Raw genomic sequence first — 25,779 nt, forward strand, 5'->3', positions numbered from 1 at the left:
ACTATCCGTCAGCGCAACTGTTATTCTGTCAAGGAAGAGAGAACGGCGCCGGAGGCGCGAAGCGCGAGCGCGGCGATCGTCAGCGTCGGATTTGCGGTTCCGCCGGTCGGGAATGCGGCCGCGCCAACCAGAAAAAGATTCCGGTGACCATGGGCGCGTAGGTCCTTATCGACGACCGACGTCGCCGGATCATCGCCCATACGCGCTGTGCCCATGATGTGTCCGGCGGCCTCGGCGCCATCCTTGTGCCAAAAGCCCTCCACGCCGATCCTTCTAAACATGTCTTCATGCATATTTTTCGCATTGGCGAGCGCGCGGTCGGTATAGCTGTCGAGTTGATAGAAGATTGCCGCGCGCGGAAGGCCGGTCCTCTCGATCTGCGTTGAATCGAGCGTCACTCTGTTGCTGGCCAGAGGAAGCTGGTCCGTCAATGCGGCGACGCGGATATGCCGCGCCGTCTGTTCTTTGAGAGCTGTGTCGAGCGCCTTTGCGCGCAAGCCGCCGAGCGCCAGCTCGCGCGCCGTCGACTCGGGCGCTCCCTTCGGCCAGCTCCACCCTTCATTGCCGATTTCAAATCTCAACGCCGAATTGACGTTTCGATCCTTCAAGTCTCGAAAATTTTCGATTCCCGATGTCGCTCCCGGCCCACGATAAGGCCAGACGGGTTGACGCGTGAGCGCCCAACTGAGCTGGATCGGATGATCCATCAGATTTCGCCCGAGCTGGTCAGAGCGGTTTGCGACGCCGCCCGGAAACGCCTCGCAGATCGACGCCAGAAGGAGCCGCGGGGTTTCGACGCCGTTGGCGGCGACGACGACGATGCGCGCAAAGACGCGCCCTGTAGATCCATCCGATCGCACGAACCTGACCGCTTCGACGCGCCCGTCTTGGCGGCATTCAACGAAATTGGCGCAAGTCTCGTTCAGAAGCATCGCGCCGAAAGATTGCGCGCGCGCGACGTGAATGGTCGCGTCATATTTCGCTTGGATCGGACAGATGGGAATGCAACTGGCGCTGCCGTGACAAGATGGTCGATCGCCAGACGGCTTTGAGAGTCGCGCCTGTGGAGTCGGGCGGACTTTGTAGTTTGATTCATCCAAGGCGTTGCGCCATGCGAGATCAAGAAAGCTTTGCGCAATTGGCGGCATTGGGTAAGGCGCGGAGCGCGGAGAGCCGAGGTCGTCCCTATCGTCTCCGGCGACCTCTAGCTCTTGTTCAGCCTGGCAATACCATGGCTCGAGATCGGCATAGGAGATCGGCCAATCAACGCCAAGGCTGAACAGCGATTTCATCCGGAAATCGGCGGGAACCAGGCGAATGGCGGAGCCCAGCCAATGCCATGTCGTGCCGCCGACCTGGCGCAAATAGGTCGAATTGAAGGGATGGGAGCCTTTCTGCGCATAGAACGCATAGGGCTTGTCCGTTTCCGGGTGCGGCGTGAACTCGGATTGTGCGTAGGCCGACTCCGGGGTCTTTGGAAAAGCGTTCTGGAATCGTCTCACCGAGTCGACGCGGTCGACTTGAGGGCCAGCCTCCATGATGATGACTTTCGCGCCCTTGCGCGCGGTGCGATATGCGACCAACGCGCCGGCGACCCCGGAGCCTATGACCAACACGTCGGCGTGAAGATCCATGGAGAGCGTCACTTCTCGATTGGAGCGAGCGCCCAACTCGCGGCTTCGCGGAGAACGCCGCCTGGCCGCGCAAATCCGATTGCGTCCCACATGAGCGCGCCCGTGTAATCGACGCAAATCATGCGTCCAGAATCGACGGTCTGACCAGAATACCAGTCCGCCACAATTCTACGAGCAAGACGATCCGAGTCTTCTTTGTTCAGACGGCCGAAGTCGGCGCGCGAGCCGCTGCGATCGAGTTCAAGAGCATGCAGATAAATCCGAGCGGTATCGACGGAAAGATGCGAGCGCCCGGTAAGTTTGACGCTGAGGCGAAGAAAGTCGGCGAGACCCGAGGTCTTAGCGAAAACTGCCCGGTCTATAATGCAGGGCATGAGCGCGCCGAGCGCGCAGCCGATCATAAGCTTCCGACGTGAGAATTCATGACCCCTTGCGCGCATTCCATTCTCGCTTGCGAACGCCATTCGGCGGGAGGAATTTCATCCCTTCAGCATTTCAATTACGACCTTCTCGTCAAATCCTTCGATCGCTTCCTGCGATAGGGAGGATGTGAGCAACTCGTCGATCACCGCAGGCGGCGCCGTGATGTCGCGACTATATCGAAGTCCGACTTCAACGGTTTGTCGATCAGCAAAGCTTGCAAGCAATAAGGTTCGTTCAGCGCTCTTGACGATCGCAGCGATGGTTTCGAGCAGCCGTTCCCAATCTCTTTCAAGCCGCATGAGCCTGCCGAGATATACCGCGACGCCGTCCGCGCCGGCCTCCATCGCGACATAGGCCTGCGTCGCCGTGAAAACGGCCGTGACCAGGGAGGCGCAGCCCATTTCCTTCAGCGCTGGACAGCAGGCGAGGCTTGTTGGCGTCGGCGCAAGTTTTACCCAAAGCCTTTTGTCGTGCGCGGCTTTCAGCTCATCGAGATAGAGCGTCGCCTGGCTCAGCGTCTCGTCTCTACCTCCAACCGCCTGAATCATCAGATGCTGAATCGCGCCGATGTCCGCCGACATTTTGCAGAGCTTGCGCGCGGCGGCAATATAGTCATCCAACGATAAGGTTTCCGCGCCAGCGGCGCGCGCCATTAACGTCGGATTGGTGGTGAACCCTTGTACGCCCGGAAATTCGAGCGCGTTCAGAATCGCCTGCTGGTCTGCCGTATCGACGAGAAGCATCGCGTCCTCATATCGGAAATTCTTTCACTACCCACGACCCTTCTTACACAGCCTTTCTTCGCGCGCTTAATACAATGCTTTTTGGATTGTCGAGGATCGCCTTCCAGAATTCTTCGCCATAACGCTCAATGCCCTGTTGGGAGACAGCGAAGGGCGTCCATTGGACGTCAGCAAACCCGGCCTGCTCCAGCGCGCTATCATATGCGAAACGGCTCCACTGCGTGAACTCGATCGAGAATTCCTCTGCGCCGACAAAAGTCATGCGAACGCGCAAATGCATCGGGCCTTTGCCGATCTCTTCAAGGAAGAATCCATAAGGAAGCGTATCTCTTCGACCATTGATGAAATCCGGATTGGGCACGACGGCGACCAACCTAGCGTCCGGCTTGATGTTCGCCGCGACGGACTGGAACATTCGATTGAGCGTCTGCTCATCCTCGGCGTAATTGAACAGAAAAACGGCGGTGGCGACGTCAAATGATCCGAAAACGGCCATCGTTGCGGCGTCAGCGACTTTGTAAACAATCCCTAGCGATTTTTCGTTTTCTTCCTGTCGCGCAGTTTCTATCATCGCGGGCGACAAATCCACGCCGAGCACATTCCTTGCGCCAAGTCTTTTTAAGAGCCGAGAGTAGTGGCCAGTCCCGCACGCGTAGTCGACGGCGCTCGCGCCTGCGACATCGCCGAGCGCCGATTGGACCGATGGCGTCTCAAGAAAATTCGTAACGTCGTCTTTTCGCGCGTGCGAATATTGCTCGCTGATTGTTTGATATTGATCCTTCATGAGCCGCCTCAAAAAGTCGTCAAGGTCAAGTTTTGAAACACTTGCCGGCGCTGGCAATATGGGCGGCGTAGCGGTTATAGGACAAGCCCGCCGGGTCGAGTTGATCGTGGCGAACCGGGCGCTGACATTTCAATGTCATAAAACAGTCGGAAGCATGTCCGATCCTTGCGACTGGAATCGGATGATCAAATGATTGACCTGAAATTCTTGGCGCTTATGGACTTCGTCGCTTGGTTGCGCGGACAATATCCGAGGAACGTCGAGAGCGGGGGCGCAGAAGAATTTGTGCCCTACGAGGACGCCCGCCAAGGGAAAGCGGAAAAGACCGACGCGTCTGGCGCTTATACCTCAGCGTCGACGTCTGTCGACGAGGCGGGCATGAGCGCGCACAGGGACGAGCCTAAGTAAGCTACGCCTCCTTAGGACGACTCGCCAGACGACAGCCCCGGGGTCCTGCTTGTCTCACATCCCCTGGACGACGGGGTTGCCGGCGTTGAGCCAGGCGAGAATGCCGCCGCCGAAATGCGTGTTCGCGTCGCGCCGGCCTAAAAGCCGCGCCTGCTCCATCGCGGACACGGAGCGCTTGCCGGAGCGGCAGTAGATCACGACCTGCTGGCCCTCGCCTGGGACCGGCAGCTTGCTCGGATCGAATTTCGATAACGGATTGAACAGCGCGCCGGCGATGTGGCCCGCCGCATATTCATCAGCCTCACGCACGTCGACAAGCAAGACTCGCCCCGCCGCGAGGCCGGACTTCAACTCTTCCAGGCTGATGTCATTGAACTGACTGCCTACGCTCATGACTCACAATCCTTTCGATGATCTCGCAGATGTCCTTGGCGCGCCCGCCGAGGACCCGTCATTTACCTATCCCGTATTGCGCAGGCCCGCAGCAATGCCGTTGATCGACATTAAGATGCCTTCACGAATGTCTTCGCCGCGCTCTCCCGCACGGTGACGGCGGATCAGCTCGACCTGCAGATAGTTGAGCGGCGCGATATAGGGGAAGCGGTGCCTGAGCGAGCGCGCGAGCGTGGGATTGTCGGCAAGCCGCTCCTTGGACCCGAGAATTTTTTCGAGCGCTTCATTGGCGCGCCCATGCTCCGCCTCGATCATGCCGAAGATGCGCGCCGCCAGCGCTTTGTTCTCAACGAGACCGGCGTAATGATGCGCGATCGACATGTCGGTCTTGGACAGGATCATGTCGATATTCGAAAGCAGCGCGCGGAAGAACGGCCATTCCTCGCTCATGCGGCGCAGCAGCGCGAGCCGCGGTTTCTCGTCCTTTTCGATGAAATGTGCGATCGCCGAACCAAAGCCGTACCATCCCGGCAGCGCCACGCGCGCCTGCGCCCAGGAAAAGCTCCACGGAATCGCGCGCAGATCTTCGATGCGTCGCGAAGGTTTGCGCGAGGCGGGACGCGATCCAATGTTGAGCGAGGCGATTTCCGAAATCGGCGTCGACGAAAAGAAGAAATCGACGAAGCCTTCGGTCCCGTAAACGAGGCCGCGATAGGCCGCCATGCCGGCCTCAGACAATTCTTCGGCCGCATCCAGAAACTCCGGCGCCGGCGTTTTTTGCTCCGAGAGCAGCGTTGCTTCGAGCGTCGCCGCGACAAGCAGTTCGAGGTTGACGTGGCCGATTTGCGGATTGGCGTATTTCGCCGCGATGACTTCGCCCTGCTCCGTCAGACGGATTTGCCCATTCACCGTGCCCGGCGGCTGCGCGAGAATGGCGTCGTAGCTCGGTCCGCCGCCGCGCCCCACGGTTCCGCCGCGCCCATGGAAAAGACGCAGCGTCACATTCGTCAAGGATGCGAAAAATTCCGCGAGCGCGGTCGAGGCGCGATAGAGCTCCCAGATGCTCGTGAGAATGCCGCCGTCCTTGTTGGAGTCGGAATAGCCGAGCATAACGTCCTGCTGCCCGCCGGAATTGACCACGAGCTTCAAGATGCCAGGAAGCGCATAGAATTCCCGCATGATCGGCGCGGCGTTGCGCAAATCTTCGATCGTCTCGAAGAGCGGAACGATGATGAGATCGGCGATGACGGTCTGTGCGTCGCGCGGATCGAGCGTGCCGCGCATCAGCCCGCATTCTTTCTGCAGCAGCAGCACTTCCAGTAGGTCGCTGACCGTTTCGGTGTGGCTGATGATGTAATGGCGGATCGCTTCGTCGCCATAGAGACGGCGCATCTCGAGCGCGCGCTCCATGATCGTCAATTCACTCGTCGCGCGATCGCTATAGGTCACGCCCGGCAGGCGCACCGGCCGCGGATCGCTGAGCAGCTTCAGCAGCAGCGTCTGCTTTTCCGCTTCCGTCAGCGCGGCGTAATCGCCGACGACGCGCGCGACGCTAAGAAGCTCGCCAATCGTCTCCTCATGCCGATCGGAGCTTTGCCGCAGATCGAGCGTCGCAAGGTGAAAGCCGAAGACTTCAACGGCGCGGATCAGCGGCTCGAGCCGTTGCGTGGCGATGATCTCGCTGTGATGCACCCGCAAGGATTCATCAATGGTGACGAGATCGGCGAGGAGCGCCCATGAATTGGCGTAAGGCTCGCCCGGCGCGACGGCGTGGCGCGCCGCCTGGCCGCCGGTCAGCTTCTCCAGCGTGCCGGCGAGGCGCGAATAGACGCCGATGAGCGCACGTCGATAGGGTTCGTCATCCCGGTGTGGATTGTCGTCGCCCGAGCGCGCCGCAAGCTCTTCGAGCGCTTTGGTGCACCCCGCGTAGCGGCGCGAAATCGAAAGTTCGGCGCCAAGCTCGTGCACTTCGACGAGATAGAAGCGCAGCGCCGTTTCACATTGCATGCGCATGGCGGTCGAAAGCGAGTCCGCGGTGACGTTCGGATTGCCGTCGCGGTCGCCGCCGACCCAGGCGCCCATGCGCAGGAAAGGCGGCACGCGCAGCCCTTCAAGACGCTGTTCGATGTCGGCGTATAGCCGCGGGATCTCGCGCAGGAAGGTGCTGCGATAATAGCTCAGCGTATTCTCGATTTCATCGCGCACCGTCAGTCGCGAATGACGCAACAACTCAGTCTGCCAAAGCTGTGAGACGCGGGCGCGAAGCTGCATCTCATTTTGCGCGCGCTCGGACTTGCCGCGCATATGTTCGCGCGCGGCGAGGAGCTTGAAGATTGCATGTTCGGCGTCGAGGAGGCTCTTGCGGCGCACTTCGGTCGGATGCGCGGTCAGCACCGGCGAAATCCAGCCGCGCGCCAACGCCTGAGCGATCTTGCCAGCGCCGACGGAGGCCTTGCGCAGATGCGCAAGCGTGGTGGCGAGGCTTGGCGCGCCAGTGAAGGCGCCGCTCGCCTGGGCGCGGGCGCGCTGCTGCAGCGGATGCAGATCCTCGGCGATATTGGCGAGGTGCGAGAAATAGCTGAAGGCGCGGATCACGGTGCGCGCTTCTTCGGCGGTCAGCGAACGCAGCAGCGCGTCGAGATTTCTGTCGGCTTCGGCGTCGCCATTGCGGCTCGCGGCGACGGAGAGCCGCCTGATCGTCTCGATGCGCTCGAAGGCGCCGCTCCCCTCATGTTCGCGCACCGCGTCGCCAAGCAGGCGTCCGAGAAGGCGAATGTCCTCGATGAGGGACTCGTCGCCTTTTGTCGCGTCGGGCTCCGCCGGAGCGAGCGTGACGGGCTTTTCCTGCGCCTGAACCTCAAGCTGCATGCTGTCGCGACCTTTGAAATTTTCCGCGCCTCTGCGCGCCTCGAGGGCAGCTATAGCAGGCTTCGAACGGCTTTTCGATGCGGCGCTTGTTCGAGACCGCCCGCCCGCGTATAGACTTCGGCGCAGTGACGCCTCATTCCGCAAATTGCGGCGCAAATGGTCAAGTGATGCTCGACACTACGGAAATAGCTATCTTCGCCGCAGTCGGCGTGGTCTTTGCCTTGGGACTTATCGCGCTTTGCCGCTGGTCGGGCGTCGCCGCGCAGCGGATCGCCGCCTATGCGCTGATTGCGCTCTCCTTCCTATACGTCGGCTTCGCCTTTCGCGCCGAAGAGCCCGGCGCCTGGGTCGGCGTCGAGATGACCGGGGTCGCCGTTTTTGGTTCGCTCGCCGGCATGTCGATCATTGGCTCGCCCTGGTGGGTCGTCGCAGGCTTCGCGCTGCATCCGCTCTATGCGATTTACTTTCACTATATCGGCGCCGGATCGCAATTTGCGCCACCACCCTTCGCGATCGCCAACGCGGCTTTCGACGTCGCGATGGCGCTCTTCGTCGCTTATGCCGCCTTGCGCGGCGCCGGCAGGAAGACGACGGGCGCTGCGGACGCGCCTGCGCCGCAGCGAAAACTTGCGGCGCGCTCTCAGCACCGTTCGCAAAGCCGCGACGCTGGAGGTCCGGCGTGAACGCGCCTGTCGACGTCGCGCTTCGCTATGACTGGCGCGTCGAAGAGATTGTCGTGATCCATGACCAGCCGCTGCTCGATCTTATCGCGCAGGCCAACGCCGTCCACCGACGCTTTCACGACGTCAACGACGTGCAGAAGGCGGCGTTACTATCGATCAAGACCGGCGGCTGTCCGGAAGACTGCTCCTATTGTCCGCAGTCAGCGCATCATCGCGAAGTGAAGCTCGACCGCGTCGATCTCATGGAGACGGCGGAGGTGCTCGCCGCCGCGAGAACTGCGCGAGAGGCCGGCGCCGATCGCTTCTGCATGGGCGCCGCCTGGCGCTCGGCGCCTGAGGGCAAGCGCTTCGACGCCGTGCTCGATATGGTGCGCGGCGTGCGCGCGCTCGGCATGGAGGCCTGCGTTACGCTCGGCATGATCAACGAGTCGCAAGCCAAGCGCCTAGTCGATGCGGGGCTCACCGCCTACAACCACAATCTCGACACCGGCCCCGAATTTTACGGAGAGATCATCACCACCCGCACCTATCAGGACCGTCTCGAGACGCTGAAAGCCGTGCGCGGCGCTGGATTAGAGATGTGCTGCGGCGGCATCATCGGCATGGGCGAAAGCGTCAACGACCGCGCCGGCATGCTGCAGACGCTCGCGTCTTTCGATCCGCATCCCGAGAGCGTGCCGATCAATGCGCTCGTCGCCGTCGAGGGCACGCCGCTTGCGGGACGCGCGCAGATCGATCCGCTCGATCTCGTGCGCATGATTGCGACGACGCGCATCGTCATGCCGAAGTCGCGGGTGCGTCTTTCGGCCGGACGCTCTTCGCTGTCGCGCGAAGCGCAAATTCTCTGCCTCGTCGCGGGCGCCAATTCGATCTTCTACGGCGAGAAGCTGCTGACGACCGACAACGCCGGCGTCAATGAAGACGATGCGCTCTTCGCCGCTCTCGCGGCGCGAGAGGCGCCGGCGACCGCCGCGTCTTAAACCAACTCAGTCGGGCCGAAGATCGCTTCAAAATTTTTGCGTAGAGCAGCGTCGACGGCGTGCATTTCCGCCGTCACGCCGAGGTCCGCCAGGCTTGTGACGCCAAGATGCGCCTCGCGCACGCCGCAGGGCGCGATGCCGGAAAAATGCGTCAGATCCGGCGCGACATTGAGTGCGACGCCGTGAAAGCTCACCCATTGCCGCAGGCGTATGCCAATCGCGGCGATCTTGTCCTCCGCCATCTCGCCGCCCGGCCCTTTTAGCTTATCCGGCCGCTCGACCCAGACGCCGACGCGCGCGGCGCGCCGTTTGCCCGTAACGCCGAGGTCGGCGAGAGTCGCGATAATCCAGGATTCAAGCGCGCAGACAAGCGCCCGCACGTCGCGCCGGCGGCGCGTCAAATCGAGCATGACATAGGCGACGCGCTGTTTCGGTCCATGATAGGTGAATTGCCCGCCGCGTCCCGTGCGATAGACCGGAAAGCGCGCGTCGAGGAGATCCTGCGCCTTCGCCGAGGAGCCGCCGGTATAGATCGGCGGGTGTTCGATGAGCCACACGCATTCGCGCGCCGCGCCCGAGGCGATGGCCGCGGCGCGCGCCTCCATGAAGGCGACCGCCTCTTCATAGTCGACCAGACCTTCGCCGACGCGCCATTCGACGGGCGGCGCGCCCCCGGCCGCGCGCATCGCCGCTGCGTCCGAGGCGCGCACAGGGGAATAGGCGGCTTCGCTCATCGCATGATTTTACACCAATCTAAGGGCGAAGCGTTCCGCCGCTTGTCATCCCTAAGGCGATTTGTTAGACGCAGCGCGCCGGCGCTTCGCCTTTAAGCGGAGCGCCCTTGCGGCCGTGGCGGAATTGGTAGACGCGCTAGCTTGAGGTGCTAGTTGGGCAACCAGTGGAGGTTCGAGTCCTCTCGGCCGCACCAAGGTTAGCGCCCCAAGAGCGCCCGATGATTGCGGCGCCGCAGCGGGCAAACATCAGCCACATTTCCAATCCCACTATGCTTACGCTGGCGCTCGTTAACACGAGCGACCTGCTCAGGCTCGTCCTGCGGCGCGAAAGCGCGCCGACGCGTGAGACCCTGAGCGTGTTCGACGCCGGCTCTTTTCGTTCGCGCCCGGAGAGCGAAGCATTGGCTGTATCGTTAAGAGAGCGCGGAGCATTGGCCAAAGAAACGATTGAAACACGCGCGCGCGCTGCATGGCAGGATATAGAAAACGATTGGCGCTTAACGGCATTGCGCCCGATCGGGTCGCCCCTTCAGGCCTATGCAGCCAAGTCCGATCGCAACTTTGAAAGGGTCGAGCGCTTTTTCTACGTCGGCGCCGGAGCGCTCGTCGTCGTCGGAACCGCGATCGTCATCACTTCGGCGTTCTGGGGAGACACGCCCAAGACAATCGATCCAGCGGACGCGCCGACGCCTCAAATGATCGCCTCTCCTTTGCACGGCGCGACGCGCCTCGGCGGCTCCGAAGCGGCGCTGACCAACTTGCGATCGCACGAACGGGCGTCGATCATCGCCGGTCCCGTGGAGCCGACGTCGAAGCAAGAGCGCGCCGCATCTCCGCAGGAAAGCGCAGGCGCCGCGCCCACCGCCCAAGCGTCAAATTCTCTGACTTCGTCGATCGCGAATCTCGACGTCGCTCCCGACTTCCTCAACGAGGACATTGCGGGAGGACGAAGGAAGGCGCGGCGCGCAGTGGAGGATAGCGCGTCTGCGACGACCGAGTCCGACGCGCGGACGGACAAATGCTACGTCAGGATCGCAGGACGCGTCCTCAGCAGCGGCGACTGTCAAATCTCGCAAAAAGGCGGCGACGTCAGCTTCCAATATTCGGGTCAGACCCTGACGATTTCTCCGGTCAAGGGAAAGACCTGGTCCTTGACGCTCGACGGCAAAAATCTCGGAAACGTCTATAAGAGCGGTTCCTGCTGGGCTTCGAGAAGCACATATATCTGCGATCGCAGCTGAGCGGCGGGCTTTCCCTCAGTTACGGCGCGCCGGCTTTCGGCGCCTCCGTGGCGCCCTGCGCCGGCGGTTGCTGCTCCGGCTTCATCATCCCGCCGCCGCCCTTTCCCCGAAGAGACTTTGCTCCAAGAGACTTTGCTCCAAGAGACTTTGCTCCAAGAGTCTTGGCGATGATCGGCTCTGTCGTTGACGTCCAATCCGGACCGGCGGCGACGATCGGCGTCGGCGAATCGCCCGGCGCAATATGCACGAGCGAATAGCCGCGCTTTTTCAGTTCGCGAAGAAATTCAGGCAGCATTTGCGCAGTGATCGCCTGCGAATCATGGAAGAGCACGATGCCTTTGCGGTTCTTTTCGAGCCGCGACAGCACGAGTTCGAGTTCGGCCTTCGCCGTTATATGCGACCAGTCTGAGGCCCATAGATCGGAGCCAAAAATCGTGTAGCCGCGCGCCGTCAAGTCGGCGACCAGAGCCGGCGTATCGGCGAAACCAGGAAAGCGGAAGAAGGGCGCAGCCGTCGCGCCCAGCGCCTTGTTGACGGCGGCGATCCCCTTCTCGATGTCCGCTTTGGCGGCCTCCTCGCTCATGAGTCTCAGCGTCTTATCGGGATGGCTATAGGAGTGGTGGCCGATTGTGTGGCCCTCCGCGGCGGCGCGTTTCACGAGGGCGGGGAGGCCTTCGGCATTCCGGCCGATCAAAAAGAAGGTGACGCGGGCGCATTCCTTGGCGAGCGCATCGAGAACCTGTGCGGTCGTCGCGGCGGGACCATCGTCGAAGGTCAAAACCACCTCATGATCACGCAGGTCGAGCGTGCGCGGATAGCTTTGCAGGCCGATCGCCGTTCCCTTGGAGCGATCGATTTCAATGACGCGCGAAGTTCCGAGCGCGTCTGGACCACAAGTCCGCTCCTCGGCGGCCGTCGTCGGAGCGGAATAGAAGCCAGCCGTGGATAACAGGATCGCCAGCAGCATGGGCGCAAGCCGCCGGTTGAGCGCTCCGGCGACAGGCCTTTCGGATCTTTTTAAAGTGGGCAAATTCGCGGTCATGGCGGCCTGGCGGTTTGACTTCTCGCGCGCGCGGGTTAAGAGCGCGACCATAACATAGCGCGGGACTGCCTATGCCGCTCGACCATGAAGATACGGCGCCCGCCGCCGAGGACTTCCGCGACGGCGGGACGGCCTCTTTCAGCCGGGAATTCATTCTGGACGTCGAAGGCGCGATCGCGCTTGGCGACGCGGAGCGGGTTCGTGAACTCGTCGGCGACCTCCACGAAGCCGACCTTGGCGGTCTGCTGGAGCTCTTAAGCCACGATGCGCGGCCGCGCCTCGTCGAACTGATGGGCGCCGACTTCGACTTCACGGCTTTGATGGAGGTCGGCGAAGCGACCCGCGAGGAAATCCTCGAAGAGCTGCCGGTCGAGACCCTCGTCGAGGGCGTGCGTGAACTCGAAAGCGACGACGCCGTCGCCATTCTTGAAACTCTCGAGCCGAAAGAGCAGGCGGAAGTTCTCGAAGCGCTGCCGGCGCAAGAGCGCATCGTCCTGCGCCGCTCGCTGGATTATCCCGAAGACTCCGCGGGCCGTCTGATGCAGACGACTTTCGTCGCCGCGCCTCCATTCTGGACGGCGGGACGCGTGCTCGATTTCTTTCGAGAGAGCGGCGAAGAAAACCTGCCGGAGAACTTCTTCGAAGTTTTCGTCGTCGATCCGAGCTACCACTTGCTCGGCACGGTTTTCCTCGACGCTCTGGTGCGCGCCAAGCCCAGCGTGCGGCTCGACGAGATTATGCAAGAGGATCGGCGGCGGGTGAAAGCGACCGAGGAAGGCGCCGAGGCGGCGCGGCTCTTCGAGCGCTACAATCTCGTCTCCGTCCCGGTCGTCGATGAGTCGGAACGGCTCGTCGGCGTGCTCACCATCGACGACATCGTCGACGTCATCCAAGAACAGGCCTCCGACGAAATCCTGGCGCTCGGCGGCGTTAACCCCGAAGAAGAGCTGACCGACGATTTCTGGTGGATCGCCAGGAGCCGGTTCACTTGGCTCTCGGTCAATATGCTGACCGCCTTCATCACCTCTTCGGTGCTCAAGACCTTCCAGTCGCAACTGGAGCAGATGGTGGCGCTTGCGGTGCTGGGTCCGATCATCGCCGGGCAAGGCGGGAATTCGGCGACTCAGACCATGACGGTCGCCGTGCGGGCGCTCGCGACCCGCGAACTGACCCGCGCCAACGCTTTTCGCATCATTTTGAGGGAGCTCGCCATCGGCGCGGTCAATGGCGCGGCCTTCGGCATGGTGACCGGCATTGTCGCGGCGAACTGGTTCCATAACGTCGGACTTGGGCCGGTTATGGCCTTGGCGATGTTCACCAATCTGGTCGCCGGCGCCCTGGGAGGCATCGTCGTGCCGCTCGCGTTCGAAAAGCTCAAGTTCGATCCAGCGGTCGCCTCCGGCCCTTTTGTCACGACGATCACCGACGTGATCGGCTACGGGTCTTTCCTTACAATCGCCAGTTTGTGGTTCCATTTGGGCTGAGGCGCGTCGGCGCGTTTACGCTCCGTTACCGTCTGCGGAGATAATTTGACGAAATGCGCTCGTTGAAATTTTTTACTTCACTTTCCACTGCCTTCGTAGGCGCCGCGCTGGCCGCGGCGACGCTCGCCGGCTGCGGCAGCTCCTATGATCCGATGTTCTCGCGCCGGCCGCGTTTCCAGACCAGCGCGCCGCTGATCAACCCCAAGCGCGACCCGAGCTTCCTCGCCTATGCGGTGCCGGAGACGGAACTTCATAATTTCCCGGCGACGCGCAGCGCCGAATTCGCCGTCCACGGCATCGACGTCTCGAAATACCAGGGCGACATCGACTGGCGGCAGGTGAAGGAGGCTGGCGTCTCCTTCGCCTTCATCAAGGCGACTGAAGGCGCCGACCGGGTCGACTCGAAATTCGCCTATAATTGGGCGGCGGCGAAAGCGGCGGGCGTGCCGCGCGGCGCCTATCATTTCGTCTACTGGTGCCGTCAGCCGCAGGAGGAAATCGGCAATTTCAGAAGCGTCGCGCCAAACGAGCCGGACGCCCTGCCGCCCGTTCTCGACGTCGAGGCGACGCCCACCTCGCGCAGTTGCAAACGCACGCTCTACCGCGAGGAAGTGCTCCGCGACATGAAAGCGATGCTCGTGGAAATGGAGCGCCACTACGGCAAGAGGCCGATCATCTATTCGTCGGTCGACTTCTATCAGGCGATCCTGCACTCGGACGCTCTGTCCGAATATCCGATCTGGGTGCGCTCGACGAAGTATCACCCACAGGTGCGTTACGGCGACCGCAAATGGACGTTTTGGCAGTATCGCTCGGACGGCCGCGTGCCGGGCATCACCGGCGCGGTCGACCAGAACACGTTCAATGGATCCGCCGATCACTGGCGAAGCTGGCTCGCGCATCAGACCGGCCTGACGGCTGCGCCGATCGCGGCGCGCCCAGTCGACGACCGTGGGACGAAACAGCTCATCGAGGAAGACCCGGCGATGGTCCCCCAGGGAAGGGACGGCGGCTTGACGCCGCCCGCAGCAATAGAAGGCGGTCCAACCGCGCAGGACAGGCAGGGTTAGCAAGGGGTAGCCATACCGGGCGAATTGGTGTATTCGCGCCCATCCTTTGAATTTTCGTCCCGCGCGCTAAGACGCCGGCGGGACGCCCCGGAGTAAGAGAAAATGGCCGTTCCGAAGAGAAAAACCTCGCCGATGAAGCGGGGCTTCCGTCGCTCCGCCGACGCCCTCAAAGCGCCCACCTATATCGAGGATAAGGATTCGGGCGAGCTTCGCCGGCCGCATCACGTCGACCTGAAGACCGGCATGTATCGCGGCCGTCAGGTGCTGAAGCCGAAATCCGTCGAGGAATAATCACTCGACGGTCAAATAATGAAAGCGAGCGCTGGACTCGCCCAGGACTACGAAATCCCCCCGGCCTGAGCCGGGGGTTTTTTAGTGGCGCAACTCGAGAGCTGCGCCGATCCTTTCATTAGGCGGCCCTGCGGTTGATGCGCCCTTCGGCGAGCGAAGACAGTTTTCTGTCGGCGTTCTTCTCTTCAGCGAGCGTTTCGGAAAGAAGCTGCGCGCAATCCTCGCGGCCAAGCTCCTTGGCCCAGGCGATCAGCGTCCCGTAGCGCGTGATCTCATAGTGCTCGACGGCCTGAGCGCTCGCGATCAGCGCGGCGTCCAGCACTTGATTGTCGGCGGCCTCGCCGGAGACTTCGTCTGCCTCCTCTAGAATGCCGTCGATCGCCGGACAGTTGATGCCCTTCGGCGCGACGCCATGCATCTGAAAAACTTTCTCGAGCCGCCGCACCTGGTTTTCCGTCTCGCCGAGATGCTGCTCGAACGCCTCCTTGAGGCGCGGATCTGAGGCTTTCTCGACCATGTCGGGCAACGCCTTCAGGATCTGGTTCTCGGCATAGTAGACGTCGCGCAGCGTGTGCACGAACAGATCGTCGATCGTCTTGATGTCTTTCGAAAAGAATCCCATCGTTCCGCTCCGGTTTAGCGATGTTTGGGGGCCCGCGCCTCAGGCGTGCATTGGAACGCCATCGCATAGCGAATGTTCCTCTCCTAGGGGCAAGAAGCGCCCTAGCGGCAAGAAACCCCAACGGCTCTGCTTCGCTTCCTGCCGCGTCGGGGCGCCGCACGTTCTCCTGCGCTCAAGGCGTTGCCCAATGGCTTCCGCTCGTTTAGCATCAGCTTCGCGGGCGGCTTCACGCGCGCATCAGCAAGAATCGGGAGGAGCCAGATGGCGAGCTTGCGCACGCCCATGGAGTCGAACGGCGATTGGGCCGAGCACGTAAAGACTTACAAGACATTTCTGTTGCTGCTGAAGATCGGGGCGGCGAGCACCGCGGCGGTGCTGCTCGCGCTGTATTTCTTCATCGCCCGATAGGTCCGCGTCTCCTGCCATCAACCGCTGGCGGCGACGCTGGCGGCGACGGTTTTTCCGCAACCGGAGTTCGTCATGCGCATCGCCGTTTTGGCTGAAACGGATAAATCCGAGCCGCGCGTCGCGGCGACGCCCGAGACCGTCAAAAAATACGTCGGACTTGGCGCCGATGTCGCCGTTGAGGCCGGCGCAGGCGACGCAGCCGGCTTTTTCGACGCCGATTACGCCGCAGCCGGCGCGACGATCGCCAAAAACGCGGCGGCGGCGCTGGCGGGAGCCGATATCGCGCTACGCGTGCGCCGCCCTTCGGCCAAGGAGCTGTCGGGCGCCAAAACCAATCTCGCGGCGATCGCGATCATGGATCCGTTCGGCGCGGGGGCGCAACTCGCCGAACTCGCCAAGACGGGCGCCGTCGCCTTCGCCATGGAATTGATGCCGCGCATCACGCGCGCGCAATCCATGGACGTCTTATCGTCGCAAGCCAATCTCGCCGGCTATCGCGCCGTCATTGACGCGATGGCCGAATATGGCCGCTCATTCCCGATGATGATGACCGCCGCAGGCACCGTCCCGGCGGCGAAAGTTTTTATAATGGGCGTTGGCGTCGCAGGTCTGCAGGCGATCGCTACGGCAAGGCGCATGGGCGCGATCGTCAGCGCCACCGACGTGCGCCCCGCGACGAAGGAGCAGGTTGAATCGCTTGGCGCTAAATTCATCGCCGTCGAGAACGAAGAATTCAAACAGGCCGAGACTTCGGGCGGCTACGCCAAGGAAATGTCACCCGAATATCAGAAGGCGCAGGCCGAACTCGTCGCTTCGCACATCGCCAAGCAGGACGTCGTCATCACCACGGCGCTCATTCCCGGCCGGCCGGCGCCCAAGCTCATCTCGGCGCAGATGGTGCGCTCCATGCGGCCAGGCTCAGTCATCGTCGATCTTGCGGCCGAGCGCGGCGGCAACTGTGAACTGACGAAGCCCGGCGAAACGGCGGTGGTCGACGGCGTCAAGATCATCGGCGCGCTTAACCTCGCCGGACGCATGGCGTCGACGGCGTCGAGCCTCTACGCAAAAAATCTGCTCGCCTTCATCGAGACGCTTGTTTCGAAGGACACGAAGCAGCTCGCCATCGATTGGGACGACGAACTGGTCAAGGCGACCGCGCTGACGCGCGACGGCGCCGTCGTGGATGAACGTTTCAAATAACCGCCTGCCTGCACATTCAACAAAGGGGCGTTAAGCGATGACCGACTCTACGCAACAATTGCTTGAGAAGGCGCAGGCGGCGGCCGAGGCCGCACGCCATCTCGCCGAACAGGCGCAGCAATATTCCGACGAACTTGCGCATACCGCCGCCGCGGCCGCCGCGCACGGGCTCGCCGGCGGCGCGATCGATCCTTTCGTCTTTCGCGTGGCGATCTTCGCCATGGCGGTCTTTGTCGGATATTACGTCGTCTGGTCGGTGACGCCAGCGCTGCATACGCCGCTAATGTCGGTCACGAACGCCATTTCCTCCGTCATCATCGTCGGCGCGCTGCTGGCGGCGGGCGTCGAAGGAATGACCGCCGCCGAAGCTTCGGGCTCCTGGTGGGCGAATCTGTTCGGCTTCGTCGCCGTCACGCTCGCCAGCGTCAACATATTCGGCGGCTTCCTCGTCACCGAACGCATGCTCGCCATGTATAAGAAGAAGGGCTGACGCCATGAGCGCCAATATCGCAGCCCTTCTCTATCTCGTCTCCGGCATTCTGTTCATCCTTGCGCTGCGCGGTCTCTCGTCGCCGGCGACGTCGCGGCAAGGCAATCGCTACGGCATGATCGGCATGGCGATCGCCGTTGCGACGACGCTGCTGACGCATTTCCCCTCCTTCGGCGGCCTGCTGATGATCATCGTCGGCGCCGCGATCGGCGGCGGAATCGGCGCTTACATCGCCCAGCGCGTCCCGATGACGAAGATGCCGGAGCTTGTCGCCTTCTTCCATTCGCTGGTCGGCTTAGCAGCGGTGCTTGTCGCTGGCGGCGCCTTCTTTGCGCCGCGCGCTTTCGGCATCGGCGACGCGAATGAGATTCACGCCGGCAGCCTCGTCGAAATGTCGCTTGGCGCGGCGATCGGCGCGATCACCTTCACCGGATCGATCATCGCCTTCCTGAAACTCTCTGAACGCATGACGGGCAAGCCGATCCTGCTGCCGGAGCGTCACACCATCAACATCATGCTCGGTGTCGCGATGCTGGCGCTGACCGCGCTCTTCGTCGGCACTCAGAGCGGCGCTTGGCTGTTCCTGCTCATCCTCGCTTCATTGGCGCTTGGCGTGACGCTGATCATCCCGATTGGCGGCGCCGACATGCCCGTGGTCGTCTCCATGCTCAACTCCTATTCGGGTTGGGCCGCGGCCGGCATCGGCTTCACGCTCGGCAATCTTGCGCTCATCATCACCGGCGCGCTTGTGGGCTCGTCGGGCGCGATCCTCTCCTACATCATGTGTAAGGGGATGAACCGCAGCTTCATCTCCGTCATTCTCGGCGGTTTCGGCGGAGAGGTGGCGGGGCCCGCGGGCGGCAAGGAGACGCGCAACGTCAAACAGGGCTCGGCCGAAGACGCAGCCTATATCATGCAGAATGCCGGCAAGATCATCATTGTGCCGGGCTATGGCATGGCGGTCGCGCAAGCGCAGCACGCGCTGCGCGAAATGGCCGATATGCTCAAAGAGGAAGGCGTCGAGATCAGCTACGCCATTCACCCCGTGGCCGGGCGCATGCCGGGCCATATGAACGTGCTGCTCGCCGAGGCGAGCGTCCCCTATGACGAGGTGTTCGAACTTGAAGACATCAATTCGGAGTTCGGACAGGCGGACGTCGCCTTCGTCATCGGCGCGAACGACGTGACAAATCCGTCCGCGAAGACCGACAAGACCTCGCCGATCTATGGCATGCCGATTCTCGATGTCGAGAAGGCGAAGACGGTTCTGTTCCTGAAGCGCGGCATGGGGTCAGGCTATGCCGGCGTCGAAAACGAGTTGTTCTTCAGGCCCAATACGATGATGCTCTTCGGCGACGCGAAGAAGACCGTCGAGTCGATCGTCAAGTCGCTAGGCCATTAAGCTCTTTTACGCGCTCTAAGTAAAACGCCCGGGAATTTTCTCCCGGGCGTTTCTACATCTGGCCTTCTCGACAGCGGGCGAAGCGCGCAATTGTTCGCTTCGTGTTGAAGGATCACCAATTCCAAGCGACTGGCTGGAGCCATGCGCCCACATCGGGCCAGCCGCCTTCGTTGCCCGTATAGAACAGACCTGGCTCGCCATGCGTTTCGCCGAATTGATAGCGCCCGGCGACATAGAAGGTTCTTTGCGGGAAGGGATGGAACAGGAAGTATCTCCAGTTGCCGATGTTATCGACGCCGAAATCGAAGGAGAAACGATCGTTCCATTTGTAATGGATCTTGGTGTCCACGACGAAGAACGGATCGAAGGCAAAATAGATTCCGTAGGCGCGATCATTGTTCGCCAAAGTGCGCCACAGCTTGCTCTGATAGCGACCAGCGAGCGTGAACGCCCAGTGATCGTCCGGCCGATAGGTGAAAGCGAGCGTCCCGCGCCATTGCGGAACATTCGGCACGGTCTTGCCGGCGACAGACGTGGCCCAGGGAAACTCGAAGTTTCCAGTGCTTGGGATCCAGGTCGGGTCGGAAATGACGCGGGCGTTAAGCCAGGTCGCGCTGCCGAGCACTTCAAGGCCCCTGTACCCGAAGTTGTCCTTCTGAAACGCCACCTCGACGCCGCTGTTGCGGATGCGCTCAATATTCGTCGGCGTTTGCACCGGTATGCCTGCTGATCCGGGCACAAAGACAACCTGATTGATGATCGCGTCTCGCACTTCCTCATCAAACAAGGAAACGCGCGCGGTTCCATCGAGTCCAAGCCTGCGCTCGAACGTTAGCTCTTTGCTGATCGCTGACTCAGGCCGCAAATTTGGATTTGGATTCGTCGCGACGCCGTTCGTCGCGACGGTCGCAAGATTGTAGAGCTCGCGCACTGTCGGAAAACGGTTCGCCATGCCGATCGAACCCACCACTCTCCAATCCTCGTCGAACCGATATTCGAGCGATCCTTTGGGCGAGAAGCGGGTGCTATAGAGATTGGGCTGGTAGACCGGCAGCCATGAGGCGACCGATCCTGTCAGCGCGGTCCCGAAATTGTTGACGCCCGCCGCTTGGTTGTAACCGTCTGACGCCTGCCAATGCTCTCCGCGAAGCCCGCCGGTGAGCTTGAGGTCGGGCGTGAGGAAGAATGCGTCCTGGAACCAGAGCGCCTGTGTGCGGGTCGTGCCCTGAGCGATCGAGATCGCCGCGCCGGTGCTCGCCGCGGTCCCCGATGTCCAATTTGTCGTGAGCCAAACGGGATCGTTCAGATGGAACTGATCGCCATGCACGCCAAACGAAATGTCGTGGCCCTGCAATATTCCATCCGGCGGCCGAACGATTCCCTTCGCGTCGAAAAGCGTCCAGTAAGTGCCGGTGAAGACCGTGTTGCGGCCGGTCTGCGTATAGCCGCCGAAGGGGATTGCGGCAGACCAGGGCGAGACCTGATCGGATTGCAGATAGGTAAAATTCGAAGCCGAAACTTCGAAGTCGAAAAGGCCCCCGCTGTTGGAGCGCACCGCGGCGGCGTTGACCATGATCTTTTCCTGGATCCGGTAACGACCCTGTGTCGCAAAGTTCTGGAGAATACTATTGCTCAGGCCCGGTGACGCCGCGTTGCTGAGCGTGTTTGACGAGGTCGTTACGCCCCAGAACGGGCCATTGCCCGCATAAAGAAAGTTTTCTGGATAAGACTGCCCGTCATTGGACCAGAATCCAAAGGTATAGGTGCCTCGAATCGTGTTGGTGAAGTCATAGGCGAATTTGAGTTTGGCGTTGATTTGATCATTGGCGAGATTGCCGGTGGAGCCGATGACGTTTGCGAATGTGGTGCCATAAACATTCGTCGCCAAATAGGCCGTGGGGTAGAAATTGGGCGTCGTCACGTAAGTGAGCGGCTGCTGCGATCCGCGCTGCCAGTTACCGGAGACCGTCCATAAGAAGTCGCCGACTTTATCGCCGACGAAAAAAGCTGTTACGTTGTTGACGAAGCCTCGCGACGTTCCCCACTGAGAGAAGTCTTGCACCGTGGTGGTGTTTCGGACGGAGACTTCGAGCTTCTCGGGCATGCGCGTGGTGATCTTCAACACGCCACCGAGCGAGTTGCCGGGATATTGCGCTGCGAAGGGTCCGTAAAGGAAATCCACGCGTTCGATTTCTTCTGGAGCGACCAAACCCCAGCGCGGCGCGCCAATCGTGTTGTCGTTGCCGATCAGCGCGGTCAGCAGCAGATCGTCGGCATAGACGAGACTGCGCGCCGAGGAGCCTATACCCCAGGTGCGGGTCTGCAAGACCGCCTGCGTGTCGCCGCTGTTGCGTTTTCGCACGAAAAGGCTCGGCATGTATCTGACCGCATCTTCGGTGTCGACGATGTTGATTTTGCGCTCGATCTGCTTTCGCGTGACGCTCGCGACCGTGTTGGGCAATTGCCACTTCTCGACGAAGGCCGGCCTGCCGTCGGGAAGCGTCGCCGACCAGACTGACGGCGGCGAGTCAGAAACCGGCCCAGGCGCGACATTCGTCGCCGCGCCAGGACCAGCGACATGTTCCGTTCCGCGCCGAGCGCCGCGACGATGACCGCCGACATCGATCGTCGGGAGCGATTGCTGCGCGGCGGCAGGCGTCGCCCATAGTTCGGAAAGCGCAAGGACGGTGAGAGCGCCGACGGAGACGCCGCGCAAGAGCGAGTAACGAGACATATCGAGTGTTCCTTCTAGCGCCGACCAAGGGCGGCGCGACTGATCTCAGCGGCTGAAGCCGCCGTACGCTTCGTCGATCAGATGAAGGAAGGGGGACCGCGCGCAGGGGCGCCGCGGCTCGGGCGCGACAGGATAAGCGCCTGCGCGGGCGGCGCCCGCGGCGCGAGGTGGTATTCTAAGCTACCGATTAGAAAGAGATTGTCCGCTGGCGGCAGCGTGCTCCAGCCAATATGGCAGAGCGCGCAGGAGCAACCATCGTGATTGAGTTGGCCTGAAGGCGCTTGATTGGATTCGCCCGGCGTCAGAGTCGACGTCTTCGTGAAGAGATGACACTTAGCGGTCGAAGTATTGGGCGCGCCGACCGATATCGCCTCCGCCTCGCAGGGCGAGACGAGCTTCGCGACAAGCGCAAAGAGAATAAAAAAAGTGGCGAGTCGGCGAATGCCCATGCAGTCTTGGCGTATCCCGCGCCGTTAACTGTAGCGGCGCCAGAGGCGGACCATGGACCGGTAAACCGTGCCTTTCCAAGCCTGCGCGCGTTGTCAAAGGTTAAAAAATCAACTAAGAGACATTTATGTCACAGTTGCGCGCCATGCGTCGGGAGTTCCGTGCGGCATTTGCCGTCGCCGCCGCTTGCGCGCTGATGTTCTCCCTACTTTTGTCGGGCGCGGTTCGATCGGCGCATGCCTTCGCCGATGCGCGCGGCGTCGATTGCCAGCATTTTGCAGATCTTGCTGCAACGCATCCAGCCGCCGCACAGAAGGAAAGTGCGACGCAGCGCGACCCTGCGCCCACGCATCCTGCGCATAGATGCCCGGATTGTTGCCTCAGCGCGCATGCCGCGCCCGCCGTTCTTCCCGAGCGTATCGTTTCGGTGACGCGGCCAGCGGCCGAGCAAAGCGCCACGATTCATCATGGCGCCGCCGCCGCGCGGGCGCCGGAAGGTTTCGTCTCTAATGGCGCGAATGGGGCTCGCGCGCCGCCTTCAATTTAAGTTTTCCGAATTTGGGCCCAGAAGTCCGATGCGCGTAGCGCATGGCTCTGGCCGCGGCTTTCGCCGCGCGGGCGGCCCTTACGCGCGACAATACAAAACCATAACTGACGCTCCACCTGCACGATCGCCGCAAGCGCGTCTTCAAGAAACGAGTGAGTGAAATGGATTACAATACGCTTTCCCCCCTCGCCATGTTCCTTAACGCCGGTCCCGTCGGGAAGGTCGTCATGGCGCTGCTGCTGCTCGCGTCGATCTGGACGTGGGTGCTCATCGTCGAAGGCGTCGTCGCCGTCAACCGCATCGCAAAGTCGGCGCGCTCCGCGCGCCAGGGTCGAGACGTTGGCGTGCTCGCGCCCGTGGCCGAAGCCGGCCGCGAGGCTTTTGCGCTCGATCTTCCTGACGAGACGATCGGCGACAAGCGCGCGCGCATCGCTGATCATATGAGCCGCGCCGCGCGCGAGTTCCTCACCAAGGCGGAAGGCGGTCTGCCCAACCTCGCGGTCATCTCCTCGGTCGCGCCCTTCGTCGGTCTCTTTGGCACGGTATGGGGCATCATGACGAGCTTTGCCGGCATCGCCCAATCGCAGGACACGAGCCTCGCGGTCGTGGCGCCGGGCATCGCTGAAGCGCTCGCGGCCACGGCTTACGGACTCGCCGCGGCGATCCCCGCCTCGGTCGGCTACAACCGCATCGGCGCCGCCTTCGCGCGCGTCGGCCAGCAAGTGGCGCATTATATCGAAGACGAGTCACTTCTCATGTGCAGTGGCCATCAGGCGCGCGCGCGTCGCGATCGGGAGGCTGCATAATGGGCATGCCCTCACGCCAGCGCCAAAGCGCAACCGAAGGCCTCTATCAGCCACTCGCCGAAATCAATGTGACGCCGCTTGTCGACGTCATGCTCGTTCTGCTCATCATCTTCATGGTGACGGCGCCGCTGCTTGCCAAAGGCGTCAAGGTCAACCTGCCCCAGGCGACGACGGCCATGCCGCTCAACCAGAAGGACCCGATCGTCGTCACGGTGGGCAAGGAAGGCAAGGTCGCGCTTGGCGCGGATGAGATCGCCATTGAATCGCTTATCGAGAACATCCGAGTGATGATGGGCGAAGACCGTGGCCGAGTCGTGCACATTCGCGGCGACACTGAAGCGGTCTATGGCGAAGTCGTCGCGGTGATGGACAGACTTGCGACGAACGGCATCACGCATATTGCGATCATGACCAACTCGCGGAGCAAGACCGGCCCCGCGACGAAAGGCGCTGCTGGCCGCGCCCCTGCGCATCTGGGCGCGCCACCAGCGCCAGCTCCGGCGGCGGCGCCCGCGGGAGCGGCGAAATGACGGATCTCGCGCTCAGTCCGCAAGGGATGGCGCGAGAGGAGCGCCCCCCTCCCGGCGTGGAGCCGATCAAGCCGTCGTGGCTGCGTTCGGTGACGACCGTGGCGGTGATCGCGGCCCATGTGCTCGTCTTCGGCATATTGGCTTACACGACGAAGCCGACCGCGATCTCGCTTGACTCAGTCAGCATGGACCTCGTGCCTGAAGGCGATTTCGTCGAACAGGAGGAAGTCGCGGAGGCGAATGACACGCCCCCGCCCGAAGCGATCGAGGAGCCCGAGGTCGCATTGCCGCCTCCCGTGGTGATGGCACCCGACGCGGTGCCTTTGCCCGCCAAACAGGAAGAGAACGACAAGATCAAGAAGAAGGTCGAGGAGCAGCAGCAGGTCCAGCGCGCGCAGCAACGCCAGGAGGCGCAGGCGCGTCGGCGCGCAGGCGCGCCTGAAGGGCAGTCGGGAAATTCCGGCGCGTCTCAGGCGACGTGTCTTGCCCATATCGCGGCGGCGCTACGTCGGCATACGCCGGGCTCGACGAGCCTTGGACCCGGCCATGCGACTGTGACGTTCCACGTCAATCCGGGCGGCGGTCTGTCGGGCGTTTCGGCCTCTGGATCGAGTCCGGCGCATGCGGCGCTGGCGCGACGGATCGTTTCGTCTGCGCGCGGCCCCAACATGTGCGGCTCGGCCTTCCTCACGCAAGCGTTCGCCTTCCACTGACGCGAAGCATGGCGGACGCCCGCGCCCGCCATGTTTGATTGTTCCGGATCATTCGAGGGCACCATGAAGCTCGCGCGACTCGTTCCCCTCGCTGCGGCGCTCGCCGTATGCGCAGCGCATGCGGAGGACCCCAAGCCGGCGCCGACTCCAACGCAAACTCCTGCGCCCGCGCGCGCCGCGGCGCCAAAGCCGGCCGCTCCGGCGCCACAGGCGACCGCGCCAACGGGTGCTCCCGCGATGTCGGAGAGCAAGTTTCTTGGCGCGCTCTACACTGCAATCGCCAAGAAAACGCCTGCGGAGAGCCCCGCGGGCGAAGGCGAAGTGACAGCGAGCTTTCACGTCAATGCGCAAGGCAAGATCGACAAAGTGACGATCGACAAGACGACGAGTCCCGCGCTCGCGGAGACGGTGAAAAAGATTTTATCGAGCGTCGAAGCGCCTGCGCCGCCTGGCGGATCAATGGACGTGGGGCAAACTTTCAAGTTTCGCGCGACGCCGAAATGAGTCGCTCTAATTCGGTCCGTCGCCGGTGATCCACGCGCATGAGGCCAGCGCATTTTATAGAGGAGGAAAAGATGCGGCATATTTCTCGACTGACGCTAAGCCTTTCTGCAATAGCGCTCGCCTGTGCGCTCGGCGCAAGCGGGCCGGCGCGCGCGCTCGATGAGGCGCCGAAGCCGAAAGTCGAGGAAAGCGCCGAGCCGAAGCGCGAAGAGAGTAAGGATACGAAGCGAGAGGACAAAACAGAGAAGCGCGAGGACAAGGCCGGCGCGCAGAGCGAAGAGAAGCAGAAGTCGGCGCGTGACGAAAAGGCCGCCGCCGAGAAAAAGAGCAAGGCCGACAGCGCCGCCTATCTGCGCAAGCTCGCACAACTCATACGGGCACGCTCGCCGGGCGCGACAAATCTCGGCGAGGGAAGCGCCGTCATTCGTTTTCGCCTCGGCGCCTCTGGCGCGCCGAGTGGCGTCACCGTCGTTTCCGCGTCGACGCCCAAGCATGGCGAATTGGCGCGCTCTATCGTCTCGGGTCTGCGTGCGCCGCCGCCGCCCGGCGGCTCCTATGACGGCGTGCAGAGTTTTAGATTCCACTGAAGACCAGGGGC

At 62.2% G+C, this 25,779-nt stretch carries 28 protein-coding genes and 1 tRNA gene; 18 read left to right on the forward strand and 11 right to left on the reverse strand.

What is annotated here, in order from left to right; all coding sequences use genetic code 11:
* Positions 1–20: 20 nt before the first annotated feature.
* Genes FEV16_RS13270 through FEV16_RS13285 form a run of 4 tightly spaced genes read right to left on the reverse strand, consistent with a single transcriptional unit; the run spans position 21 to position 3,584 of the window.
* Entirely contained in the window at positions 21–1,646 is a 1,626-nt protein-coding gene (locus FEV16_RS13270) for a GMC family oxidoreductase (RefSeq protein ID WP_246657325.1), read from the reverse strand.
* Complete coding sequence (locus tag FEV16_RS13275; protein ID WP_246657326.1) at positions 1,643–2,074, reverse strand: sorbitol dehydrogenase family protein; 432 nt, start codon at positions 2,072–2,074, stop codon at positions 1,643–1,645. The genes FEV16_RS13270 and FEV16_RS13275 overlap by 4 nt, the downstream gene beginning before the upstream one ends.
* Positions 2,075–2,113: 39 nt before the next feature.
* Positions 2,114–2,800, reverse strand: a complete 687-nt coding sequence (locus tag FEV16_RS13280) for a transaldolase family protein (RefSeq protein ID WP_138168107.1) — start codon at positions 2,798–2,800, stop codon at positions 2,114–2,116.
* A gap of 43 nt (positions 2,801–2,843) precedes the next feature.
* Positions 2,844–3,584: a class I SAM-dependent methyltransferase gene (locus FEV16_RS13285; RefSeq protein ID WP_138168108.1), complete on the reverse strand. Its 741-nt coding sequence runs from the start codon at positions 3,582–3,584 to the stop codon at positions 2,844–2,846.
* 189 nt (positions 3,585–3,773) lie between these two features.
* Here FEV16_RS13285 and FEV16_RS13290 point away from each other — a divergent pair, with 189 nt between their 5' ends.
* Entirely contained in the window at positions 3,774–3,992 is a 219-nt protein-coding gene (locus FEV16_RS13290; protein ID WP_138168109.1) for a hypothetical protein, read from the forward strand.
* A gap of 54 nt (positions 3,993–4,046) precedes the next feature.
* Here FEV16_RS13290 and FEV16_RS13295 read toward each other — a convergent pair whose 3' ends face one another.
* Positions 4,047–4,385, reverse strand: coding sequence for a rhodanese-like domain-containing protein (locus FEV16_RS13295; RefSeq protein ID WP_138168110.1), 339 nt, complete (start codon positions 4,383–4,385; stop codon positions 4,047–4,049).
* A gap of 66 nt (positions 4,386–4,451) precedes the next feature.
* Positions 4,452–7,253 carry a phosphoenolpyruvate carboxylase gene (gene ppc / locus FEV16_RS13300; RefSeq protein ID WP_138168111.1) on the reverse strand — a complete coding sequence of 934 codons (2,802 nt, stop codon included), beginning with the start codon at positions 7,251–7,253 and terminating at the stop codon, positions 4,452–4,454.
* A 167-nt stretch (positions 7,254–7,420) separates the two neighbouring features.
* Here ppc and FEV16_RS13305 point away from each other — a divergent pair, with 167 nt between their 5' ends.
* Together FEV16_RS13305 and bioB are read left to right on the forward strand one after the other, a co-directional pair.
* Positions 7,421–7,936 (forward strand): PTS sugar transporter subunit IIA, encoded by a 516-nt coding sequence (locus FEV16_RS13305; RefSeq protein WP_138168112.1) that lies wholly within the window; start codon positions 7,421–7,423, stop codon positions 7,934–7,936.
* Positions 7,933–8,916, forward strand: a complete 984-nt coding sequence (bioB, locus tag FEV16_RS13310; RefSeq protein ID WP_138168113.1) for a biotin synthase BioB — start codon at positions 7,933–7,935, stop codon at positions 8,914–8,916. The genes FEV16_RS13305 and bioB overlap by 4 nt, the downstream gene beginning before the upstream one ends.
* Here the strand turns inward: bioB and lipB are convergent.
* On the reverse strand, positions 8,913–9,602 hold the full coding sequence (gene lipB, locus FEV16_RS13315) for a lipoyl(octanoyl) transferase LipB (RefSeq protein WP_138168152.1): 690 nt from the start codon (positions 9,600–9,602) through the stop codon (positions 8,913–8,915). The two genes, bioB and lipB, sit on opposite strands and share 4 nt — an antisense overlap.
* A gap of 157 nt (positions 9,603–9,759) precedes the next feature.
* Here lipB and FEV16_RS13320 point away from each other — a divergent pair.
* Positions 9,760–9,844, forward strand: a tRNA-Leu gene (locus FEV16_RS13320).
* A gap of 24 nt (positions 9,845–9,868) precedes the next feature.
* Positions 9,869–10,891, forward strand: coding sequence for a hypothetical protein (locus FEV16_RS13325; protein ID WP_246657327.1), 1,023 nt, complete (start codon positions 9,869–9,871; stop codon positions 10,889–10,891).
* 19 nt (positions 10,892–10,910) lie between these two features.
* Here the strand turns inward: FEV16_RS13325 and FEV16_RS13330 are convergent, their stop codons facing one another.
* On the reverse strand, positions 10,911–11,858 hold the full coding sequence (locus FEV16_RS13330) for a polysaccharide deacetylase family protein (protein WP_246657328.1): 948 nt from the start codon (positions 11,856–11,858) through the stop codon (positions 10,911–10,913).
* Between the two features lie 146 nt (positions 11,859–12,004).
* Between FEV16_RS13330 and mgtE the strand changes: the two genes are divergently transcribed.
* The 3 genes from mgtE to rpmF all read left to right on the forward strand — a co-directional run bounded on the left by mgtE (position 12,005) and on the right by rpmF (position 14,778).
* Positions 12,005–13,417, forward strand: a complete 1,413-nt coding sequence (gene mgtE / locus FEV16_RS13335) for a magnesium transporter (protein ID WP_138168115.1) — start codon at positions 12,005–12,007, stop codon at positions 13,415–13,417.
* A gap of 53 nt (positions 13,418–13,470) precedes the next feature.
* Positions 13,471–14,487 carry a GH25 family lysozyme gene (locus FEV16_RS13340; protein WP_138168116.1) on the forward strand — a complete coding sequence of 339 codons (1,017 nt, stop codon included), beginning with the start codon at positions 13,471–13,473 and terminating at the stop codon, positions 14,485–14,487.
* Positions 14,488–14,589: 102 nt separating this feature from the next.
* The gene (gene rpmF / locus FEV16_RS13345; RefSeq protein WP_138168117.1) at positions 14,590–14,778 is read left to right on the forward strand and encodes a 50S ribosomal protein L32; all 189 of its coding nucleotides are present in this window, start codon (positions 14,590–14,592) and stop codon (positions 14,776–14,778) included.
* A 118-nt stretch (positions 14,779–14,896) separates the two neighbouring features.
* Here the strand turns inward: rpmF and FEV16_RS13350 are convergent, their stop codons facing one another.
* Positions 14,897–15,400: a ferritin-like domain-containing protein gene (locus tag FEV16_RS13350; protein WP_138168118.1), complete on the reverse strand. Its 504-nt coding sequence runs from the start codon at positions 15,398–15,400 to the stop codon at positions 14,897–14,899.
* A 261-nt stretch (positions 15,401–15,661) separates the two neighbouring features.
* On the opposite strand from FEV16_RS13350, the gene FEV16_RS13355 reads away from it, so the two are divergent.
* The 4 genes from FEV16_RS13355 to FEV16_RS13370 all read left to right on the forward strand — a co-directional run bounded on the left by FEV16_RS13355 (position 15,662) and on the right by FEV16_RS13370 (position 18,900).
* Positions 15,662–15,808 (forward strand): aa3-type cytochrome c oxidase subunit IV, encoded by a 147-nt coding sequence (locus FEV16_RS13355; protein ID WP_138168119.1) that lies wholly within the window; start codon positions 15,662–15,664, stop codon positions 15,806–15,808.
* A 72-nt stretch (positions 15,809–15,880) separates the two neighbouring features.
* Positions 15,881–17,008, forward strand: coding sequence for a Re/Si-specific NAD(P)(+) transhydrogenase subunit alpha (locus FEV16_RS13360; RefSeq protein WP_138168120.1), 1,128 nt, complete (start codon positions 15,881–15,883; stop codon positions 17,006–17,008).
* Positions 17,009–17,045: 37 nt separating this feature from the next.
* Positions 17,046–17,498: an NAD(P) transhydrogenase subunit alpha gene (locus tag FEV16_RS13365; RefSeq protein WP_138168121.1), complete on the forward strand. Its 453-nt coding sequence runs from the start codon at positions 17,046–17,048 to the stop codon at positions 17,496–17,498.
* Positions 17,499–17,502: 4 nt separating this feature from the next.
* Positions 17,503–18,900 carry an NAD(P)(+) transhydrogenase (Re/Si-specific) subunit beta gene (locus tag FEV16_RS13370; protein ID WP_138168122.1) on the forward strand — a complete coding sequence of 466 codons (1,398 nt, stop codon included), beginning with the start codon at positions 17,503–17,505 and terminating at the stop codon, positions 18,898–18,900.
* A gap of 112 nt (positions 18,901–19,012) precedes the next feature.
* Here the strand turns inward: FEV16_RS13370 and FEV16_RS13375 are convergent, their stop codons facing one another.
* Both FEV16_RS13375 and FEV16_RS13380 read right to left on the reverse strand, forming a co-directional pair.
* Complete coding sequence (locus FEV16_RS13375) at positions 19,013–21,634, reverse strand: TonB-dependent receptor (protein WP_138168123.1); 2,622 nt, start codon at positions 21,632–21,634, stop codon at positions 19,013–19,015.
* A 77-nt stretch (positions 21,635–21,711) separates the two neighbouring features.
* The gene (locus FEV16_RS13380; protein ID WP_138168124.1) at positions 21,712–22,083 is read right to left on the reverse strand and encodes a DUF2946 family protein; all 372 of its coding nucleotides are present in this window, start codon (positions 22,081–22,083) and stop codon (positions 21,712–21,714) included.
* 125 nt (positions 22,084–22,208) lie between these two features.
* Here FEV16_RS13380 and FEV16_RS13385 point away from each other — a divergent pair, with 125 nt between their 5' ends.
* The 6 genes from FEV16_RS13385 to FEV16_RS13410 all read left to right on the forward strand — a co-directional run bounded on the left by FEV16_RS13385 (position 22,209) and on the right by FEV16_RS13410 (position 25,768).
* A complete protein-coding gene (locus FEV16_RS13385) occupies positions 22,209–22,628 on the forward strand; it encodes a hypothetical protein (RefSeq protein ID WP_138168125.1) in 420 nt (139 codons plus the stop codon).
* A gap of 161 nt (positions 22,629–22,789) precedes the next feature.
* Positions 22,790–23,434, forward strand: coding sequence for a MotA/TolQ/ExbB proton channel family protein (locus FEV16_RS13390; protein WP_138168126.1), 645 nt, complete (start codon positions 22,790–22,792; stop codon positions 23,432–23,434).
* Positions 23,434–23,964 carry a biopolymer transporter ExbD gene (locus tag FEV16_RS13395; protein ID WP_138168127.1) on the forward strand — a complete coding sequence of 177 codons (531 nt, stop codon included), beginning with the start codon at positions 23,434–23,436 and terminating at the stop codon, positions 23,962–23,964. Before FEV16_RS13390 ends, FEV16_RS13395 begins: the two co-directional genes overlap by 1 nt.
* A complete protein-coding gene (locus FEV16_RS13400) occupies positions 23,961–24,677 on the forward strand; it encodes an energy transducer TonB (RefSeq protein WP_138168128.1) in 717 nt (238 codons plus the stop codon). Before FEV16_RS13395 ends, FEV16_RS13400 begins: the two co-directional genes overlap by 4 nt.
* A 30-nt stretch (positions 24,678–24,707) precedes the next feature.
* Positions 24,708–25,181, forward strand: a complete 474-nt coding sequence (locus tag FEV16_RS13405) for an energy transducer TonB (RefSeq protein ID WP_246657329.1) — start codon at positions 24,708–24,710, stop codon at positions 25,179–25,181.
* A 71-nt stretch (positions 25,182–25,252) separates the two neighbouring features.
* On the forward strand, positions 25,253–25,768 hold the full coding sequence (locus FEV16_RS13410; protein ID WP_138168129.1) for a hypothetical protein: 516 nt from the start codon (positions 25,253–25,255) through the stop codon (positions 25,766–25,768).
* Positions 25,769–25,779: the final 11 nt, after the last annotated feature.

It is taken from the genome of Methylocystis sp. B8 (assembly GCF_005771425.1).
Classification (GTDB): Bacteria; Pseudomonadota; Alphaproteobacteria; order Rhizobiales; family Beijerinckiaceae; genus Methylocystis.

Bases quoted from the DNA above. Each gene is read 5' to 3' on its own strand.
- FEV16_RS13275 (WP_246657326.1), bottom strand. From the start codon at position 2,074: ATGCGCGCAAGGGGTCATGAATTCTCACGTCGGAAGCTTATGATCGGC.
- FEV16_RS13280 (WP_138168107.1), bottom strand. From the start codon at position 2,800: ATGCTTCTCGTCGATACGGCAGACCAGCAGGCGATTCTGAACGCGCTC.
- FEV16_RS13285 (WP_138168108.1), bottom strand. From the start codon at position 3,584: ATGAAGGATCAATATCAAACAATCAGCGAGCAATATTCGCACGCGCGA.
- FEV16_RS13290 (WP_138168109.1), top strand. From the start codon at position 3,774: ATGATTGACCTGAAATTCTTGGCGCTTATGGACTTCGTCGCTTGGTTG.
- FEV16_RS13295 (WP_138168110.1), bottom strand. From the start codon at position 4,385: ATGAGCGTAGGCAGTCAGTTCAATGACATCAGCCTGGAAGAGTTGAAG.
- ppc (WP_138168111.1), bottom strand. From the start codon at position 7,253: ATGCAGCTTGAGGTTCAGGCGCAGGAAAAGCCCGTCACGCTCGCTCCG.
- FEV16_RS13305 (WP_138168112.1), top strand. From the start codon at position 7,421: ATGCTCGACACTACGGAAATAGCTATCTTCGCCGCAGTCGGCGTGGTC.
- lipB (WP_138168152.1), bottom strand. From the start codon at position 9,602: ATGCGCGCGGCCGGGGGCGCGCCGCCCGTCGAATGGCGCGTCGGCGAA.
- FEV16_RS13325 (WP_246657327.1), top strand. From the start codon at position 9,869: ATGATTGCGGCGCCGCAGCGGGCAAACATCAGCCACATTTCCAATCCC.
- FEV16_RS13330 (WP_246657328.1), bottom strand. From the start codon at position 11,858: ATGCTGCTGGCGATCCTGTTATCCACGGCTGGCTTCTATTCCGCTCCG.
- mgtE (WP_138168115.1), top strand. From the start codon at position 12,005: ATGCCGCTCGACCATGAAGATACGGCGCCCGCCGCCGAGGACTTCCGC.
- FEV16_RS13340 (WP_138168116.1), top strand. From the start codon at position 13,471: ATGCGCTCGTTGAAATTTTTTACTTCACTTTCCACTGCCTTCGTAGGC.
- rpmF (WP_138168117.1), top strand. From the start codon at position 14,590: ATGGCCGTTCCGAAGAGAAAAACCTCGCCGATGAAGCGGGGCTTCCGT.
- FEV16_RS13350 (WP_138168118.1), bottom strand. From the start codon at position 15,400: ATGGGATTCTTTTCGAAAGACATCAAGACGATCGACGATCTGTTCGTG.
- FEV16_RS13355 (WP_138168119.1), top strand. From the start codon at position 15,662: ATGGCGAGCTTGCGCACGCCCATGGAGTCGAACGGCGATTGGGCCGAG.
- FEV16_RS13360 (WP_138168120.1), top strand. From the start codon at position 15,881: ATGCGCATCGCCGTTTTGGCTGAAACGGATAAATCCGAGCCGCGCGTC.
- FEV16_RS13365 (WP_138168121.1), top strand. From the start codon at position 17,046: ATGACCGACTCTACGCAACAATTGCTTGAGAAGGCGCAGGCGGCGGCC.
- FEV16_RS13370 (WP_138168122.1), top strand. From the start codon at position 17,503: ATGAGCGCCAATATCGCAGCCCTTCTCTATCTCGTCTCCGGCATTCTG.
- FEV16_RS13375 (WP_138168123.1), bottom strand. From the start codon at position 21,634: ATGTCTCGTTACTCGCTCTTGCGCGGCGTCTCCGTCGGCGCTCTCACC.
- FEV16_RS13380 (WP_138168124.1), bottom strand. From the start codon at position 22,083: ATGGGCATTCGCCGACTCGCCACTTTTTTTATTCTCTTTGCGCTTGTC.
- FEV16_RS13385 (WP_138168125.1), top strand. From the start codon at position 22,209: ATGTCACAGTTGCGCGCCATGCGTCGGGAGTTCCGTGCGGCATTTGCC.
- FEV16_RS13390 (WP_138168126.1), top strand. From the start codon at position 22,790: ATGGATTACAATACGCTTTCCCCCCTCGCCATGTTCCTTAACGCCGGT.
- FEV16_RS13395 (WP_138168127.1), top strand. From the start codon at position 23,434: ATGGGCATGCCCTCACGCCAGCGCCAAAGCGCAACCGAAGGCCTCTAT.
- FEV16_RS13400 (WP_138168128.1), top strand. From the start codon at position 23,961: ATGACGGATCTCGCGCTCAGTCCGCAAGGGATGGCGCGAGAGGAGCGC.
- FEV16_RS13405 (WP_246657329.1), top strand. From the start codon at position 24,708: ATGTTTGATTGTTCCGGATCATTCGAGGGCACCATGAAGCTCGCGCGA.
- FEV16_RS13410 (WP_138168129.1), top strand. From the start codon at position 25,253: ATGCGGCATATTTCTCGACTGACGCTAAGCCTTTCTGCAATAGCGCTC.